This is a genomic window from Shewanella algicola, from assembly GCF_014648035.1.
Lineage (GTDB): Bacteria > Pseudomonadota > Gammaproteobacteria > Enterobacterales > Shewanellaceae > Shewanella > Shewanella algicola.
Genome location: NZ_BMQI01000015.1, coordinates 14,331 through 32,341 on the forward strand (window position 1 = coordinate 14,331; position 18,011 = coordinate 32,341).

The following is an 18,011-nucleotide window of genomic DNA, read 5'->3' on the forward strand; positions in this document are numbered from 1 at the left end:
ACGGCAAACAGACACAAAAATGGGTATCAACTGATACCCATTTATTATTTCGTTAGAACTGTAGTTAACTTTGAGAAATACGCTCTTTGACTCGATTTGCTGAATGAGCCTCGAGCCAATATTTTTGTAATACCGGATTATTAACTCCAGATGCTGGATCTCGTAAGTTCCATGCGCGTTTCCAAATACCATCAGCAATCATATGCACAACCGCACTTTCAATCGCAGCTGCAATGCATAAGCTTACCGGTTCGTTAGAAGTATATCCTGCTTCCGCTTCTAGTAATTCTTGGGCGTCAATAAACTTAAATACACCTGCTGTAATCTCTTTTGAAATCACTGATTTTGTTGTAGTGACACTACTGAGTAATCGCCCAGTTCGAATATCAACGGCACGTAAATTAACAGTAATACTATCTACACGATATTGTCCGGATGCGCCAATCCCAAGATACCGAGCACCAGCGCCACCGGTTTTAATATTAGTATCGTACGCAACAATGCCACCTTCCATTAAAATTTGTGCACTGCTTAGTTGTGGTAATTTGCTTGAATCACCGTTTAATCCAGCACGAACAATTTTTCGTTCCGTCAATAAATTTTGTAGCCCTTCCCTTTCGACAGGTATAAACCAAGCTGAGTCATTCAACGCCTGAGCTAAAAATGCAGTACCCGATTGCGGCACCGCTGTCGAAAAGTTACTAGAAGGAATGGGTTTATATTGACCTGTTTGATCGCGAAAATCGTAAACGGCAGCAACCATACTTCCTTGTGGCGAAGGTAAGCTCACTAAATCATAATAGGTTTCACTTTTAGGCATTAAACTGGTTGATGCCTCTATGCCATCAAATTCACTTTTTATTGAGGTGCATGCCGTCATCGACACCAAGATAAAACTAAGTAGTAGTTTTTTCATGATTAGCCCCCAGTTGAAGAACCGACAATGCCGCCAACTTCAATAATGGTCGTTTCACCGGTCAATAAATCGGTAATATGGACTAATAATGACCCATCTTCGTTAACAACATTAATTTCAAAATCATCGGTTTTTAAGTAGCCCTCGGCACCATTAGCGGCATCATTAAACAATTGACTCATCAACCGAGATTGTAATGAACTAGCAAGTCGATCAAGTGCTGTAGGAGCGACATAAGAAGACCCTCCCTGATATTTATTTTGAGCGGCCGCATTGGAAAGTAAATAACTTCCATTAAGATAACTCCCTCCGAAAGAAGGGTTAACTGGGGTGTAAACTAATTCGGTCGCAAACATTGGTAAACTGAAAAATGAGACCGACATTAGAGCTATTATTTTTTTCATATGCTTTCCCTGCTAAAACTCGTCGGAGGCAAGATCAGGATCTGAAAACGCACTCCATTTAGACTGTTGTTGATATTGCAGCAGCAAATCATTCACTCTTTTAGCTGCCATATCGGCTTGTGCATCCAAACTTCTTGATGCTGGAGAAACAAAAGTAATAAATATTGGCTTCCTATTATGTAATACTAAAATTTTACTACCATTTCTTGCTGTTGCTTGCTCGACCACGGTCAATCCATTGTGATTATTCAAACCATTAATATCACGGTAAGCACTAACAAATTCTCGATAAAAACGATGACCCAACCGTGTCATTGCTCTGTTTAAAATTAAACCATCAATTAAATCATCTTCTCTTTTTGGCTTAGCATCATTGATGCTAACTTTTTCTTCTTTTGTATTTTGTAATGCACTTTCTTGCGCTTTAGATTTACTTGACTCAAGTTTGACGCTATCTGTTAATGGAGGAATGTCTGCTTTATTAAACTCTTCAACATTCACCTCTATGTTATTCACTTCTATATTTTGCTGTTCAGTAGCTCTCGCATCAGCAACGAACGTCACCGAACTTAACAATAAATAAGCTAATAACACTGTTGAGAGTTTCACACACTAACCTCATGCATATGTGTTTGCGCCCATGCAATAGCCTGCCCTCTACTTGATACGCCAATCTTACGAAATGCTCTATAGAGATGTGTTTTAATAGTGGATTCACTGACAAATAATTGGTTTGCAATATCAAGGTTGGTACGTCCTGTTAATAATGCATGTAACACTTCTCGTTCACGAATAGTCAGTTGATCACTGTCATCATCATTGTCTACATTCATCATTGATTGATACAGTGTTTGAGGAATAGCGCTTCTGCCTTTTAATACTTCATTTAATCCAATACCAATGTCCTTTAAGCTGGCATCAACGTAAAAAACACCTGCTGTGGTAGATGGATGAATAAGAAACTTTGCATCAACTTGTTTTGGAAAATTTAAAAATACGGTTCTTACTCCGCAATGTTCGCGCTCAACGATGCGCTGTAACTGATAAGCTTGTTGAACATCAACAGTGGCTAAATCAAAAATGACCATGGAATTGGGTGATGTTGAAAGTAGCTTGCCCATTTCGCAAGGGTGTGCATTGGTGAGTTTAACTAAAAACTCCTGTGGCCAGCGACATTCTAGTAAATCGATCAACATTTGAGAACGAGATACAATCATCCAATTTACGACTTTAAACATAATTACACTCCATGTGATTTGTTTTAACCAAGTTGAAATAAACAGCAAGTGATGTATTCAGCTTAGCAAGACGACTTTTGCATGACAATTAGCCAAAAGGGTGCTTGCGCACCCTTTGGTATACTTTAGTACTACATTCCTTGAATAATAGTGACTGTATTACCATTTCCTAATAAACCTACAGTTGCTGTATTGTTCATATTTGTTTGAGTAATATTAATAGTATTGCTACCATGACCAGCGCCATAGGTGCTCGCCGTCGCGTAAGCTTTGTTTTCAATACCTATTTGGCTAATGTTAATATCGTCTCCAGAACCATATGTGAAACCAGTCGCATCATTTAATTCGCCTTCTTGATAAATATCAACATTTGAAGCATCAGATCCTGCATAAGCATAAGCTGTGTTTGATATACCATCTTGCGTAACATTTGCTGTACTGCCATCAAACCAACTTTGTGCATATGCTGTATTACTCGAACCATCTTGCTTAATAGAAGATGTATCACTATCGCCGTAAGTTGCAGCCCAAGCATTGTTAGAGGTGCCATCTTGATCTATTGTGATTGTGCTATTGGCACCTGAATAAGAATGTGCTTCTCCAGTGTTACTCTCACCATTTTGATCAATATCGACAGTATTACTGAAGCTTTGGCCCCAAGAGCTAGTTGCTGCAGAATGTTGATTCACTGAAGCGGTGTTATTAATACCAACTTGATCTATTGTGGCATAATCAGCATTACCATCTTGTACCACTGTTGCTAGGTTACCGAAGCCAGAAACAGAGCCACTTTGATTAACAATGACAGTACTACCCATATCTGATTGGTCGACGTCGGCTACGTTATCAAAATCTGATTGGTTTACTGTGGCAGTTAAGCTCGTGCCAACTTGGTCAATCATCGCATTATTATTAACGCCACCTTGATTTACCGTCGCTAAACTTCCAGTATTACCCATTTGATTAACAGCTACATTTCCATCTTGGCCTGTTTGAAATACAAAAGCATCATCATCATTTCCAAGTTGTTGAACATTAGCAGTGTTATTTACATCACTTTGATAAACTTCGGCTTCGTTCATGTTACCATTTTGGTTTATTGTCGCGTTACTGGCTAGGGCCGTTTGTGAAATATAGCCTCGGTTACCATCATTGGTTTGAGTTAATACTGCAAACGTAGTGTCGCTACCTGCGCCACCATAATTTTCGGTATTTTGCACAATATCACCGTCGTTACCAGCCCCTGTCTGAGTGATCTCAGCAACTGCTGAGTCAGATGCATCTTGACTAATATATGCATTATTACCTGTACCTACATTTTGAGTAATAGTGGCATTAGCATAATCAGACCAAGCGTTAACAACCTCTGCGGTGTCACCGCTACCATTTTGATAAATGGTAGAATTTGCTCCATCACCGTTATCTTGCATAATGTTAGCAATGTTACTATCGCCAATTTGCATCACTAAGGCAGAAGCATTGTCACCATTATAAAATTGTTGCTCAATATTTGCGGTATTATTATTACCATCGGTATCAATAGTAGCTGTAGCGGTTTGAGTGGTATTATGTTGATAGATATGTCCCTGATTCAAATCACCACGTTGAGTAACAAATGCTTCAGTATTTGAAGTATCAGCTTGGGTTACAGAAGCCGTATTTGTTGTACCGTCTTGACTAATCGTTGCATCATTATTGTCACTATTTAGTTGTTGCGTGACATTGGCAGTATTATCTGTACCATTTTGATCGACAGTTGCTACATTGTCATCACTTGCATAAGCCCCTGCTGAAACCAATAATGCAGCCGAGACTAATAACGCTAATTTAGAATATTTCATCTTCGTATTTCCCTTTACTCTTAGTTAGATAAGTTTCCCTGGGTCACAACAACATGTTGTGATACACCCCATTGGGTCACGCCTACAGCATTTCCGGAACCGTACTGCTGGATCCAAATCGCATTTTCATTACCGGTTTGATTTACAACAGCTAGGTTATCCGCTCCAATTTGATCAACATCAACCATCAAACTTGAACCAAATTGATTAAGTAACAGAACATTATTAAAACCGGCTTGAAGAATATGAGCTTCAATATCACTTCCCGATTGATTAGCAATGGCATAATTATTTGTACCCTGCTGTAGCGCGAGAATTTGATTATTAAAACCTGATTGAGTCGAGATATAATGATTATTTACACCTTGTTGCGTTAAGCTAAGCAAGAGCGCATCACCAGATTGATTAATGTTTGCAGTATTGCCAACAACCATTAATTCATCAATTTCACTTATATCTTGGCTCAAACTTGGAAAGGATGAAGCGCACACTGTTAACGCAACTATGGCTGCCTTAACCGTAAAATGAATTTGCTTTGTACGCTTTTTGAAGGTCATGCTTAAACCCCTTGTGTTTTGGAATCACTATAAACAATAGTTTTTCAAAACCTCTTTCCTTTGACAGTGTCAAAACTATGACACTTCAATGGCAATAAAACGTCACTCCACAGTATTAAACGATAATAGACATTCTGACTAAAAGCTTAGGTACCCCCTACCTTTTTACTACGACCAAAAAATAGTCAGCACAAACAGATGAACAATGTAAGCTATTAATAATTATGAGTTTTAAAGGCAAAGAAAATGAATTTAATCTTGGCTTATAGGAGATTGTATTAAACCAATAAGCTGGTCACTAATGCCAAGAATAGAACTATCGAGGTGACTTGCCAAAACCTGACTGGGTTACGGCTAATAAGAGGGACAAAATGTTGCGGGCGTTGATGAGCGCTTGGTGTGGTTAATTGGTGGATAAGCTCGCACGTGTCAGCTTGGCGAAGATTAGGTTCAATGTTTAAGGCTTTTTTTAAAGCATCATCAATCCAAGTGGGCACCATGGGATTAAGTGTATGAGCATTAACATACTCTAGGCGTAAAAAAGCTTGTCTGGTATTACATTTAGCCAATTTACCGTTAAAAGGTAACTCACCGGCTAACATTTCATAGGCAATCACCGCTAATGAAAATAAATCAGCTCGTCCATCAGCCTGATAACCCAAAATCACCTCTGGAGCGGTATAATCTGCAGTTCCCAAAATATGATCGCGTGTCAGTGGGGTGCTAATTTCAGCAACACCTTTGATATAACAAGAGCCAAAATCGATAATTTTCACCACACTATCACGGGTAATAAAAATATTATCGGGTTTTAAATCTTGATGCAGCGTTTCTCGGCGATGAAATGCCCTTACGCCTAATTCGATTTGTTTTAACAGTAATAGAACCTCTTCTACCGGGGCTTTTTTATGCTGAACCAACCATTGCGCTAAGCTCACTCCTGGAAGAAATTCGGTTAAGTAATACAATGCCGATTTAGGTTGATGTTGCTCTGCCACCTTCACGACATGAGTACTGTTTATACGCTGACCAATCCAGCTTTCTAACATAAAACGTTCAATATAAGCCGCATCATCAATGTAATTGACCGAAGGTGTTTTCATGCAAAAAGTGTGTTGCTGGTCATTCTCAACCCGATACACCTGGCTGCGTTGCGATTGATGAATAATATGAGTGACTTTATATCCATCGAGCTTCATCCCAACACTCAGCGGAGGGGGAAATGGACGCTGCGATAAATGATGGTACACATCATCAATGGCTTGTTTCGGTAATTGATGTACACACAACAATTGCGCACTCAAATTATCTTTACTGCCAAGTTCAAATGCTTTTGTTATCAATTTACGGCAAAACTGCTCACATAAATCATCGCTTAATTGCGGATGTAATTGATAAAAACAGCTTATCTTTTGCCGTAATTCAAACTCGGTAAATTGGTCGTGTATGCCATCGGTAGTCAGCAAGTAAAGATCGTCTTGCTCAACGGTTAATGCTTTATAATCAACATCTAGTTTGACATCCATGCCTAATGCGCGAGTTAAATATTGATGCGATGCGTTTATTTTTGTGCTGTGATCATGGCTTAATTGAGTTAACTCGCCACGACGAAAACGATAGATGCGTGAATCACCCACATGTAGCATGTGCACAGTGCACGACTTAAACACCAATGCACTAAAGGTACATACAAATCCACGCCGAGCATCGCGATAATCTTGCCCTAGCCCATACAGCCAACGGTTTAATGCGGTTAATACTTTGGCGCTTGAGGTTTGTACACTCCAACTATCAGGTGTTGAGTAATAATCCGCTAAAAAATTACTCACACTAATAGCTGAAGCTTGTGCGCCACCCTCTGCCGTACTGACACCATCACTAATGACGCTGACAATGCCTTTGGTCATGAGTGATACACCACTCGGGATGCGTATGCCTATCGCATCTTCGTTTTGCGATTTACGACCTTTTTCAGAGGCTTGCCCCACTACCAATTGCAAGCTGGTTGCAAAAGGCAGCGTGTGATCTATCACTGGGCTTGCATGTGTATCTAACTTAAGAGGCATAGGTTTCCTGCTGTAATAACGATCCCACTCATACCGTTCGTCTAACTGACGCTTATTAAGGTGACTTCGCCGTCTTCATTCACTTCGGCGATATGACCTTTAGGCTCATTCATAAAGAATAAGGTAATAAAACCAAATACGGCACTCACAGCAATCACATAGAAGAACGTTTGCGTCGATACCATTGAATATACCGTTAAGAAAAACACTGCGCCAACATTTCCGTACGCGCCTGTCATACCGGCAATTTGCCCGGTCAAACGGCGCTTAATGAGTGGCACGGCCGCAAATACTGCGCCCTCACCGCCTTGAACAAAGAAAGAACATGCCATCACCACAACTACCGCAAGGGGAAGTGACCAGCTTGAGTCTATTTGAGCGACGGATAAATACCCAATTGCTAAGCCTGCAGTTAAAATCAATAGCGTGGTTTTACGACCAAACCTGTCACTTAACCAGCCACCGCCTGGGCGAGACATCAGGTTCATAAAGGCATAGCTTGATGCCACCATACCTGCTTGCGCCATACCTAATGCAAAGGTTTCAGCAAAAAATAGCGGCAGCATAGACACCACAGCTAACTCAGAACCAAACGTGGTAAAGTACAGTACATTTAATACTGCTACCTGTTTAAACTCGTAGCGCTCAAACTCTGGTACTTCCACAGAAAACAGATGCTTATTAACTTGATAGGTTTGATAAAAATCGATTAAGAATACAAACAATAAACCCGCGTAAATCAAGTTCGTAGCATCTTGGGTAAACATGCTGACACCCGCTGGCGACAGCTTCCAACCCAATAGCGCTAAGGTCGCGTACATGGGCACTTTCATCACTATGAGTAACACTAAATCACTTTTGCTGGTCACCTCTAATCCGCCACCTTTTTTGGGCTTAAAGTATGTTGAACCTTTTGGTGTGTCGGTAACATTAAAATAATATACAAAGGCAAATGCTAAACTCATTAAGCCTGTTAGCCCAATAGCATAACGCCAGCCATCAGGGCCGCCAAAAGCCAATGCGATTGCAGGTAATGAAAAGGCCGCCGCGGCAGAACCAAAGTTACCCCATCCACCGTAAATCCCCTCAGCAGTGCCTAACTCTTTGGCAGGAAACCATTCACTGACCATACGTATACCAATCACAAAGCCGGCACCAATAAAACCAATTAAAAAACGGGCTAATGCGAGCTGCTCAAATGAATCGGCAACGGCAAACATAAAACACGGGATTGAACAAATCGCCAGTAGTGCAGAATACGTAATACGTGGACCATATTTATCGGTCACCATCCCAATGATGATTCGCGCCGGAATCGTTAATGCCACATTGAGGATCAACAAGGTTTTAATTTGTGCGGTGGTCAGCCCTAAACTGTCGGCTATCACACTCACTAAGGGGGCGGCGTTAAACCACACAACGAAGGTGATAAAAAAGGCCATCCAGCTTAAATGCATAACCTTCATTTTGCCGCTAAAAGAAAACAGCTTAAATTTTTCAGCACTCATAGCAATACTCCTTATGCTTTGGCTAATACAAGGACATGTCCCTGTTCAGTTTTAATATCAAATGGACTGGCTATTAGAGTACTGTCTTCAATACATACACCGGTCGTTAAGCGATAATGTTGTTTATACAATGGCGAAGCGACACAGAGATCACCGTCCATTTCACAAATTAATCCGCGGGCTAATAAGCCCACGCCTGTGGCGGGGTCAACATTATCGATGGCAAACAAACCATCTTTACCTAAGTTAAAAATAGCCACTGCCTTTCCGGCAACCCAGGCTGCAACACCAGTACCTATAGGTAAGCTTGTTTCTTCACACACATTAATCCAACTCATGCTAATACCTCATCTGCTTTTGCTTTTTGCTCAGTGGTTTGCTGCTCAGTAATCTGTTTAATCGCAATGTTGCCTGCACCTGCATCTTTAATGTTAGGAAAGCGCTGTTCGCGTATGCGTTGATAAGCATTAGCATCAACAGCTGGTGCCTCACTTGGGTTAACAAATTCATTAAAGCGTGCTAAAAATGCCGGTTGTTCGAGGCTGGTTTTCCATTCACATTGATAGGTTGCAGCAATTAAATCCATTTGTTGTTCTAGGGTTGAATTGATCCCTAGCGCATCATCAATCACAACCGACTTTAAATATGCTAAGCCGCCTTCTAATGAATCCATCCAGGTTGAGGTGCGCTGCAGTTTGTCTGCGGTTTTGACGTAAAACATCAAAATGCGGTCGATGTATTGATACAGCGTTTCGGTCGATAAATCGGTAGCAAATAAGTCACCGTGACGTGGACGCATGCCGCCATTACCTGCCACATATAAGTTCCAACCTTTGTCAGTTGCAATAATGCCGATATCTTTACTTTGTGCTTCGGCGCATTCACGGGTACAACCCGATACGGCAAACTTCAATTTATGCGGGCTGCGTAAGCCCTTGTAACGATTTTCTAAATCGATGGCAAAACCCACCGCATCTTGCACGCCATATCGACACCAGGTACTGCCAACACAAGACTTAACGGTACGCAGAGATTTGCCATAGGCGTGTCCCGTTTCAAAGCCTGCATCAATGAGCTTGTTCCAAATTTCAGGTAATTGTGACAAGGTTGCGCCAAACATATCGATACGTTGACCACCTGTGATCTTGGTATACAAATCATAATCTTGAGCAATTTGTCCCATTGCGATTAACTTGGCAGGAGTAATTTCGCCACCGGCAACCCGTGGCACAATAGAATAAGTGCCGTCTTTTTGGATATTACCTAAATACGCATCATTGGTGTCTTGCAGCTGCACATGGCCGCTATCTTGGTTTAATACATATTGGTTTTGTAAGCTGGCAAAAATAGAGGCTGCTGCGGGTTTGCAAATATCGCAACCATAAGTGTGGCCACTTGCAGAAGGCTTGCCGTGTTGACGCATTAACGAGTCAAAATCATTAATACCTTCCACTTGGCATAGGTGGTACAAGGCTTGTCTGTCGTGCTCAAAGTGGGCGCAAATCCCGGCATTAAAATCCACACCTTCAGCTTGCAAAGTCTGATCAATAATTTTTTGCACGACAGGCGCACAACCACCACATCCAGATGCTGCACGAGTACAGGACTTAATTTCTGCCATTTTGTGGCTGCCCGCTTTAACCGCATCAACAATGTCGCCTTTCGTCACTTGGTGACAAGAACACACAATAGAAGTGTCTTTTAAATCAGCCTCATCTTCAGCACCTGCAAGTAATAACTCAACTGCCGAGCCTGCAATTTCATCCTGCGATAAGTACAAATCAAGTAGGCGGCTGTAATCACTATTGTCGCCAATCAGCACCGCTCCCTTTAATAACGTGCCGCTTTCATCTAACCAGAGTTTTTTGTAAATGCCGGCCTGATTATCAGACAGTTCAACAAATTGGGCATTGTCAAAACCTCTGCTTACGCCAATCGCGGCTACATCGACACCCAGTAGCTTTAATTTGGTGCTCATGTCTGCACCAGTAAATGTTTGGGCTTTGGTATCAGACACGCTTGATGCAATATGAGACGCAGCAACTCGAGCCATTTGATACCCCGGCGCCACTAAACCAAAGATTTTTTGTTGCCATAACGCACATTCACCAATGGCATAGACATCCGGTGCAGAGGTTAAACACCAATTATCAATTTCAATCCCCCCTCGTTCGCCGATGCTGATATTTGACACTCTGGCAAGCTGATCTTGTGGGCGAATACCGGCTGAAAAAACAATCATGTCAGTTTCAAGAAACGACTCATCATTGAATGTCATGCGGTGCAATGCGGCTTCGCCATCAATAATGGCTGTGGTGGCTTTAGATGTATGAACACTGACACCTAATTCTTCGATTTTACTGCACAGCAATTCACCGGCTTTATCATTTAGCTGAACGGGCATCAATTGTGGCGCAAACTCAACAACATGGGTTTTAACACCCAGTTGTTTCATCGCATTGGCGGCTTCTAGTCCCAGCAATCCACCACCCACAACGACTCCCACTTTACTGTTTGCTGCAGCAGCTTGAATGGCCTGTAAGTCTTCAATGGTACGATAAACCAAGCATTGATCGCGTTCGTTGCCGTTAATCGGCGGCACAAAAGGAAATGACCCCGTTGCCAACACCAATTGTTCGTATACGTAACTTTGCCCTTTTGCACTGGTGAGGGTTTTATTCGCCGTATCAATCGCAGTGATCAGCGTATTTAAATGTAGGGTAATCCCCCAATCTTGATAATCCTGCGCACTGGTTAGCATTAACGGATCAGCACTGCCAGTCTCAAAATATTTAGATAACTGTACCCGGTCATATGCAGGACGAGGTTCTTCACCAAACACATGTACATCAAATATTTTATTAAGCCCTAAACTACACACATGCTCAATAAAGTGATGACCCACCATGCCATTACCAACAACCATTAACTTGGGTTTTGAGACTGTCATTTCCTGCTCCTTCACACCTTGTCCTGTAAAAAAACAAAAGGCGCCAACTCCACTTAAAGAGTTGGCGCCAATGCCAATTACAATCCACATTTTAAATTTCACTGCTTAAGAATATACGGCTGTTAACCCTTATCCTCACTCAGTATCTTAATAAGCTATTGCAGGCTCCATGCCAACAACAGATAAAACATAATAAACTGATTAATATACAAAAATAACTCAACCACCTTTGCGATGTATGACTGACATGTCCACCTTAGACGCAACCGCACCATAATGAGGCGCACCACTTTTGCTCACTGCTGGATAATCTTGTTTTACTTGGGTTGTTGAGTGGGTTGTTGATAGTGTAGTACGACTCACAACAGCAATAATTTGTGCTGACATTTGCGCCAATGTGACGCCTTTTTGCATTGCTTGTTGCTGAATAATTTGATGGGCTTTTGTTTCATCAAAACCTTGTTGCATTACAATTAACTTTGCTTGGCTAAGCAATTTTATGCCGCGAATTTCTTCATCTAGTTTTTTGAATTCGGCAATCGTTTTGCTTGCTGCACTGAAACGGGCTTGCGCTAAACTCACCACGCTGGTTAACCGGTTAACTGTTAACATTTCAGGTATAAATGTGATGCGTCCACAGTCAAGTAAATGAGTCAGTTCGGTTTGTTGCCATGTTTTAGCGTTAACAATTATCACCAAGGGCTTACTGGCTAAAATACGTTGGATTAGCCCCAAAATATGACCTTGTAAAGAATCCGTTAGCACCAGTAAAGTATCAAAATGTTGTTGCTGCAAACGCTGTTCAATTTTGGTAACTGAAGTTAATACAGTGACAGGGCCAAAGACGGTTAAACAGGCTTGATATTGTGCGATATCGCAATCTGCAACCGGTACCGCCGAAAAGCTAGTGTCACAAAAAATTAAACTGCGCATAACCACTCCTTATTAACCATTGAATCAGTTTTATCTGTGACGATTAATCGTGTAGACCAATACTGTAGACTCAATTTTTTTAATTGCTCTGTTGTTAAATCAGAGCTGTAATCTTCTGATTTGTAATGTAATAAATATAAAATAGCCATCAAAGTCGCTTGTACGCTGCTCAAGGCTTGTTCAATCATCGAACATGACATCAATGCCTTCATCGCGTCACTGTCAAAAGGCGTCATCTCGCGCCACAACAGTGCAAGCGCCTGCTCCGATAGCTCTGCCTGGCCGACTTTTGCACCAGAAAAAGCCGTTAATAAGGTGGCGATACCGACTTTTGACATCGCGATATCACTTTGCAAACCATTAACAATTCTGATTGAAGTTTCTACGCGTGGATTCAGCTCGGTTTCGCCTTGCAAGCCTTTAAAAATGGCCACCACACCCGGTTGATAACTGTGTTGTTCAAATAGCGTTTGGCTCACGCCTTGATGAATTTTATCGATGCCTGGATGAAAATAACTGCGTAAGCTCAGTGGCGCATTAGCCGGATTAATACAACGAACAGCGGTTTGAATTAAACTGCGTAATCCGAGCTCTTGGTGTAATTGACGACATTCATCGAGCACTGGCGCTATATCACCGGCTCGCACATACACTATGCCTGAACGGTCTAATTCAGATTTAGCGGTTAATGGATCTTCACATCGCATAATATCAAGTGCATCAATACATGACTCAACATGTCGACGATGCGGTAACGCTTGGCTATCTCCGTGCAGTAAGACTCGCACACCATGATTAGCCAGTAATTTTGCCACCAGTAATAACCAGGGTAATTGCTCACGTTTACCGGCATATACTGGCCAGTCAATTTCAACGTTTAATTGGCTCCACCCCATATCAATGGTGTGACGTAACCCAGCGACAACACCTGCAACTTCTGCCACCGTTTCGCCACGGACTCGCATTAACATCATCGCACTGGCCATTTGCACTGGCGTCACTTTCGCCTGCGCAAAACCCTGTATCAGCAAGCTTGCCTCGGCGAACGTTAAACTGCGCGAGCCTTTTTCGCCTTTACCTAAGGCTTTGATCAGTAATTTAAAGTCAAATTCTGCCACTGAGGTTAAGGTTAATTCACCTATTTTAGGCATACATGGCCTCATACTGATTTGTGTCATCAATATCTGTTAATAACATCGCTAATTGTTGTCCGACGCTGACCACCTCACCGATAATAATTAATGTTGGCCCCGCATCATGTATGGACATTGCTGCTTGTGCCATTGTAGATACCGTTGCATACGTGATGATTTGATTTGTGCGGCCACCGTTAGTGACAAATGCCACCGGCAGCGAGCCCTGACAATTCGCTTCGAGCAACCCAGTTGCAATGCGATTGGCTTGCTCTTTGCCCATATAAAACACAAGGGTCGATTGGGCGGCTAACAATGCTTGCCATTGCGTTGGAGCACCAGCGTTGTCGGCATTGGTCATTTTGGTACCAGTAATTAAAGTGACGCTGCGCGCCATACCGCGAAATGTCAGCGGGATCCCGCTGCTTGATGCACTCCCAAGCGCCGCTGTAACGCCAGCAATAAATTGCGATCTTACATTGTGCTCAGCTAAATAAAGCGCCTCTTCAGCTCCGCGGCCAAAAATATGCGGGTCACCACCTTTTAGGCGCACCACTTTATGGCCTTGTTTAGCAAGCTTAAGTAATAATGCGTTAATGTCGTCTTGTTTAATGCTTGGCTGGCCGCAACGTTTGCCGACAAAATGACGCTGACAGTGACTACTGACTAAAGTCAAAATGTCACTGCTCACTAAGCTGTCGTACACTAATACATCAGCCTGGGCGACAATGCGCGCTGCTTTAATCGTCATTAAATCGAGCTGGCCACATCCGGCACCTACAATGGCAACTTCACCAGGGTGTAACGCGGTAACAGAGTCGCCGTCAATAGGCTTAACACTTTGGATTAATCCATCAAGGGTATTCATTAGGCGACATCCTCTTCTGTTACATTAGGGTATTGATACCCGCTATACGATAAAGCCTGTTGCCAGTGCGATTGCGCACATTGCTTAACTTCACTATTGCAGCTGCCACATTGACGACCACAGCCCAGAGTGGATTGCGTATTATCCAAGGCGTTGACAAAACTCAGTTTTTTCAGGCCGTCATTAAACATTTGTTGATCAAATTGCGCGTTAATCTCATCTGCGATTTGTGCTTCAGTCACCCCAGTACACGCACAGACGAGTGGACTATTACCCGCTTGAATTTGTTGGTGTAACTGCTTTATAAATGCAGAATCTAGTTGTTTACCAATAAATCCATTTAGCGGCTCTAGAGCCAATCCGATTTGGCTTGAAGACAGAATTTTAAGCGCGGTAACATTGTTTTTAACCATGTTACATTGAATATAAAAACATTGATTATCGTAGGTAAATGACCATGACAATGAGTGGGGCGTTGCCTGATATGTAAAGCTTTTTTCAGAGTAACTAAAGCCCACATGATGACAAACTCCGCTAGACAAGGTTTGTGCAACTTGCCAGCATAGGCCATCTGCGGCGGGATCATGCAACCCAAATACCACGCCCTGCAATGCCAGTTCGATGCGCGTTAAGATCACTGGTTGACATTTAAATCCAGGTTGTTGTGATAAAGGGTCGACGCGGTTATCAATTGCCTGGTTAACTCCTTTACCCAATGAAAACTGGGCCGACCAATGCATTGACATAAAAGCGATATTCTCAGCCATATCTTCATCGGCGACGACTCTGGCTGTTGCCTTATTCTGCTCAGCATTTTTTTGTGCTGTAGAATTTTGTGCAGAACGATTGGCTTGCATATCATTGATAGCGTCAATACGGACTAAATCACCTTCTGTTAATGATAACGAGGCGAGTTTGTTTGGGTGAAGCTGGATTATTGGTTCTGGGATACTCGCGCGTAAGCTGGCAATATGACCAGTACGCGTCATGGTATGCCATTGATCGCGACTGCGGCCACTATTGAGTAATACGGTCGTTTCTGCTGTGTCAGTTGTTTCTGCTGCATTGAGACCCTTAGGTACGATAAATTGCGCTTTAGCGCTTGGCGTGGCAAACACACCTTGGCTAAATAAACGTAAACCGGTTTGGCCGATATGCTCTGCTGAAGCGATGGGCCATTGTGTCGGAGCTAGATTGTCATACTCTTGCTGGGTTAAATTCGCTAATCCACTGATGTCGAATACTTTACCGGCAAAGGTTTGCTTAACTTGAGCAGATAAACAGGCAAATTCATTAAACACACTGGCATTAGTTTTAAATTCAAATCCCTGAAAACCCATTTTTTGTGCAACTTGGCTTATCGCCCACCAATCAGGTTTACTTTGGCCTTTAGGCACGATAAAACCACGTTGGCGGCTTATTGTGCGTTCACTATTGGTTACTGTGCCACACTTTTCCGACCACCCTTGTGCAGGTAGTAATACATCTGCCAGTTTTGCGGTATCTGAATCTGGAGTGATTTCTGACACCACCACAAAGGGGCAATCAGCCAATGCTTGAGCAATCTTATTAGTGTTTGGCAATGACACCACAGGATTAGTCCCCATGATCCAAATGGCTTTTATTGTACCTTCAGCAAGCGCATCAAACATATCAACAGCGGCTAAGCCTTTTTTGTCTGCTACGGCATCTACTTGCCAGAAGTTTGCTAATAATTGTTGTTCTGGCGTAGAAAATCCCATATGACACGCCAATTGTGTTGCTAAGCCTCCCACCTCACGACCACCCATTGCATTGGGTTGCCCTGTCAGTGAGAAAAAACCGCATCCCGCCTGGCCGATGTGGCCTAGCGCAAGATGACAATGAATAATCGCTTGGGTTATTTCAGTACCAATGACCGACTGATTAACGCCTTGGCATGAAGCAGTAAGCACTTTATTGTCATTAATAAACAGCTGATAAAATTGAGTTAATGCAGCTAAAGACACGCCAACTTGTTTAGCAAGGCTAGCTAGATTGCAACTTAATTGCTGGGCGCTTTCAATAATCTCGTTATAACCCTGAGTGTGAGCAGCAATAAAGTCATGATTGACACTGTTACTGTCGGCTAAAAAGCCGAGCAAGCCATGAAACAAGGCTAAATCTGCACCTGGTTTAATGGCTAAATGAATATCCGCTTGTTTGGCTGTTGCTGTTGCAATGGGGTCGATAACCACTAACTGGCTATGATTAGCCTTTTTGGCCGCTAAAATGCGTTGAAACAATACTGGGTGGGTCCAGGCTGTATTTGCACCAATCAATACTATAACGTCTGCGTGCTCAATATCATCGTAACAACCTGGCACCACATCCTCACCAAAGCAGCCCTGCATCGCACTCACCGCAGATGACATACAAAGGCGTGAATTAGTGTCAACGTTAGCGGTTTTTAAATAGCCTTTAGCAAATTTGTTTGCGACATAATAATCTTCGGTGAGTAACTGACCAGAAAGGTACAGTGCGACTGAATCTGGGCCAAATTCGGCAATGGTATTGGCAAACTTATCGGCAATTAAGCTGCTTGCGTCATCCCAATTTATCGGCTTCCCAGAGCGTAACATCGGATACCGAAGCACATTAGGTTGGGCTAAACTATCGAGAAGTCGCTCACCTTTAGCACATAAATGTCCATGGTTGGCAGGATGGTTAATGTCACCTGTAAGCGTTAAATTTGCGCGTTCAACTTTTTCCCAATCAGCTTGAGTAGAGGACACACTAACCCCGCATCCTACACCACAATAAGCACAAGTTGATTGGATAGCTGACATACTTTGACCCTTTCGCATTCATCATTTATTGATGTTAGTACTGCGAAAGCTGTGCCAAAAAATTAACTTACTGATTTAATGTAGAATTAGAAAATATAATATTGGGTTTGCCCCAACATTTGCGCAACAAAAGTGCAAGGTGGCACAATTGAAGTGCGTATCTACTTGAAAACAATAGACTTTGTATACCTCGAAAGAGGTATACAAATCATCTGCAAGGGGGATTTTAAGATGAGGCAGAAACAAAAATACCGACACGAATGTCGGTATTTTGAATTTATTCGAACAGCTTATTCTGCAGTACGACCATCATCATGACATGTATCACAAGTTGGTTTTTCACCTACAGTAATTTCATGAGGCGCGTGACAATCAGCACACATTAGCATGCCGTCATGCGCTTGGTGAGTAGCGTCCATTTCCTCAAGAGAGCCGTGACAACTTTGACATTGTTCGAACTCAAATTCTCCATCAGCTGATGGCTCGCCGTCAGCGTGACAGTTTTCACAGCCACCCATTTCAACGTGAAACTCAGCAAGAGTTTCATCAGCAGCGAATGATGCTGAAGACATCATTACAGCAAATCCAGCGGCAAACAACGCACTAAGTAGTTTATTGCTCATCTTATATTCCTCCATTATGTGTGTATATTCGCATTCTTTTTAACCGATGCGGAACAAACACAGCAGCACGATACTTCACTTAAAAAAGCCCAACTCTTTATAGATCACATCAATCAAAATCAATAGACTATATAAAAGTAGTTAACCAATTAACTTTAAGCAAAATT

General features: G+C 42.3%; 15 protein-coding genes. All 15 read right to left on the reverse strand.

Features of this window, described 5'->3' with window-relative positions:
- Positions 1-64 precede the first annotated feature (64 nt).
- The gene (locus IEY42_RS08260) at positions 65-916 is read right to left on the reverse strand and encodes a CsgG/HfaB family protein (protein ID WP_188924818.1); all 852 of its coding nucleotides are present in this window, start codon (positions 914-916) and stop codon (positions 65-67) included.
- Positions 917-918: 2 nt separating this feature from the next.
- Complete coding sequence (locus tag IEY42_RS08265) at positions 919-1,320, reverse strand: curli assembly protein CsgF (RefSeq protein ID WP_188924819.1); 402 nt, start codon at positions 1,318-1,320, stop codon at positions 919-921.
- Positions 1,321-1,332: 12 nt separating this feature from the next.
- A complete protein-coding gene (locus IEY42_RS22360; RefSeq protein WP_229779978.1) occupies positions 1,333-1,929 on the reverse strand; it encodes a curli production assembly/transport protein CsgE in 597 nt (198 codons plus the stop codon).
- Positions 1,926-2,558, reverse strand: coding sequence for a LuxR C-terminal-related transcriptional regulator (locus IEY42_RS08275; RefSeq protein ID WP_188924820.1), 633 nt, complete (start codon positions 2,556-2,558; stop codon positions 1,926-1,928). The genes IEY42_RS22360 and IEY42_RS08275 overlap by 4 nt, the downstream gene beginning before the upstream one ends.
- A 131-nt stretch (positions 2,559-2,689) precedes the next feature.
- On the reverse strand, positions 2,690-4,399 hold the full coding sequence (locus IEY42_RS08280) for a beta strand repeat-containing protein (RefSeq protein WP_188924821.1): 1,710 nt from the start codon (positions 4,397-4,399) through the stop codon (positions 2,690-2,692).
- Between the two features lie 20 nt (positions 4,400-4,419).
- Positions 4,420-4,956 carry a curlin gene (locus IEY42_RS08285; protein ID WP_188924822.1) on the reverse strand — a complete coding sequence of 179 codons (537 nt, stop codon included), beginning with the start codon at positions 4,954-4,956 and terminating at the stop codon, positions 4,420-4,422.
- A 278-nt stretch (positions 4,957-5,234) separates the two neighbouring features.
- The gene (locus IEY42_RS08290; RefSeq protein ID WP_188924823.1) at positions 5,235-7,022 is read right to left on the reverse strand and encodes a bifunctional protein-serine/threonine kinase/phosphatase; all 1,788 of its coding nucleotides are present in this window, start codon (positions 7,020-7,022) and stop codon (positions 5,235-5,237) included.
- 41 nt (positions 7,023-7,063) lie between these two features.
- Complete coding sequence (locus IEY42_RS08295) at positions 7,064-8,530, reverse strand: NarK family nitrate/nitrite MFS transporter (protein WP_188924824.1); 1,467 nt, start codon at positions 8,528-8,530, stop codon at positions 7,064-7,066.
- Positions 8,531-8,541: 11 nt separating this feature from the next.
- Positions 8,542-8,868: a nitrite reductase small subunit NirD gene (nirD, locus tag IEY42_RS08300; protein WP_188924825.1), complete on the reverse strand. Its 327-nt coding sequence runs from the start codon at positions 8,866-8,868 to the stop codon at positions 8,542-8,544.
- Positions 8,865-11,480, reverse strand: coding sequence for a nitrite reductase large subunit NirB (gene nirB, locus IEY42_RS08305; protein ID WP_188924826.1), 2,616 nt, complete (start codon positions 11,478-11,480; stop codon positions 8,865-8,867). The genes nirD and nirB overlap by 4 nt, the downstream gene beginning before the upstream one ends.
- A 219-nt stretch (positions 11,481-11,699) precedes the next feature.
- On the reverse strand, positions 11,700-12,413 hold the full coding sequence (locus IEY42_RS08310; RefSeq protein WP_188924827.1) for an ANTAR domain-containing response regulator: 714 nt from the start codon (positions 12,411-12,413) through the stop codon (positions 11,700-11,702).
- Positions 12,401-13,564, reverse strand: coding sequence for a glycosyl transferase (locus IEY42_RS08315; protein WP_188924828.1), 1,164 nt, complete (start codon positions 13,562-13,564; stop codon positions 12,401-12,403). The genes IEY42_RS08310 and IEY42_RS08315 overlap by 13 nt, the downstream gene beginning before the upstream one ends.
- Positions 13,557-14,414 carry a uroporphyrinogen-III C-methyltransferase gene (gene cobA, locus IEY42_RS08320; RefSeq protein ID WP_188924829.1) on the reverse strand — a complete coding sequence of 286 codons (858 nt, stop codon included), beginning with the start codon at positions 14,412-14,414 and terminating at the stop codon, positions 13,557-13,559. The genes IEY42_RS08315 and cobA overlap by 8 nt, the downstream gene beginning before the upstream one ends.
- Complete coding sequence (locus tag IEY42_RS08325; RefSeq protein WP_188924830.1) at positions 14,414-17,221, reverse strand: nitrate reductase; 2,808 nt, start codon at positions 17,219-17,221, stop codon at positions 14,414-14,416. Before IEY42_RS08325 ends, cobA begins: the two co-directional genes overlap by 1 nt.
- A gap of 290 nt (positions 17,222-17,511) precedes the next feature.
- On the reverse strand, positions 17,512-17,844 hold the full coding sequence (gene cctA, locus IEY42_RS08330) for a tetraheme c-type cytochrome CctA (protein ID WP_188924831.1): 333 nt from the start codon (positions 17,842-17,844) through the stop codon (positions 17,512-17,514).
- Positions 17,845-18,011 lie beyond the last annotated feature (167 nt).

Excerpts from the sequence above, each read along its gene's own strand:
- IEY42_RS08265 (WP_188924819.1), bottom strand. The coding sequence starts at position 1,320 with ATGAAAAAAATAATAGCTCTAATGTCGGTCTCATTTTTCAGTTTACCA.
- IEY42_RS08290 (WP_188924823.1), bottom strand. The coding sequence starts at position 7,022 with ATGCCTCTTAAGTTAGATACACATGCAAGCCCAGTGATAGATCACACG.
- IEY42_RS08315 (WP_188924828.1), bottom strand. The coding sequence starts at position 13,564 with ATGCCTAAAATAGGTGAATTAACCTTAACCTCAGTGGCAGAATTTGAC.
- IEY42_RS08280 (WP_188924821.1), bottom strand. The coding sequence starts at position 4,399 with ATGAAATATTCTAAATTAGCGTTATTAGTCTCGGCTGCATTATTGGTT.
- IEY42_RS08260 (WP_188924818.1), bottom strand. The coding sequence starts at position 916 with ATGAAAAAACTACTACTTAGTTTTATCTTGGTGTCGATGACGGCATGC.
- nirB (WP_188924826.1), bottom strand. The coding sequence starts at position 11,480 with ATGACAGTCTCAAAACCCAAGTTAATGGTTGTTGGTAATGGCATGGTG.
- IEY42_RS08285 (WP_188924822.1), bottom strand. The coding sequence starts at position 4,956 with ATGACCTTCAAAAAGCGTACAAAGCAAATTCATTTTACGGTTAAGGCA.
- IEY42_RS08275 (WP_188924820.1), bottom strand. The coding sequence starts at position 2,558 with ATGTTTAAAGTCGTAAATTGGATGATTGTATCTCGTTCTCAAATGTTG.
- nirD (WP_188924825.1), bottom strand. The coding sequence starts at position 8,868 with ATGAGTTGGATTAATGTGTGTGAAGAAACAAGCTTACCTATAGGTACT.
- IEY42_RS08325 (WP_188924830.1), bottom strand. The coding sequence starts at position 17,221 with ATGTCAGCTATCCAATCAACTTGTGCTTATTGTGGTGTAGGATGCGGG.
- IEY42_RS08310 (WP_188924827.1), bottom strand. The coding sequence starts at position 12,413 with ATGCGCAGTTTAATTTTTTGTGACACTAGCTTTTCGGCGGTACCGGTT.
- IEY42_RS08295 (WP_188924824.1), bottom strand. The coding sequence starts at position 8,530 with ATGAGTGCTGAAAAATTTAAGCTGTTTTCTTTTAGCGGCAAAATGAAG.
- cctA (WP_188924831.1), bottom strand. The coding sequence starts at position 17,844 with ATGAGCAATAAACTACTTAGTGCGTTGTTTGCCGCTGGATTTGCTGTA.
- cobA (WP_188924829.1), bottom strand. The coding sequence starts at position 14,414 with ATGAATACCCTTGATGGATTAATCCAAAGTGTTAAGCCTATTGACGGC.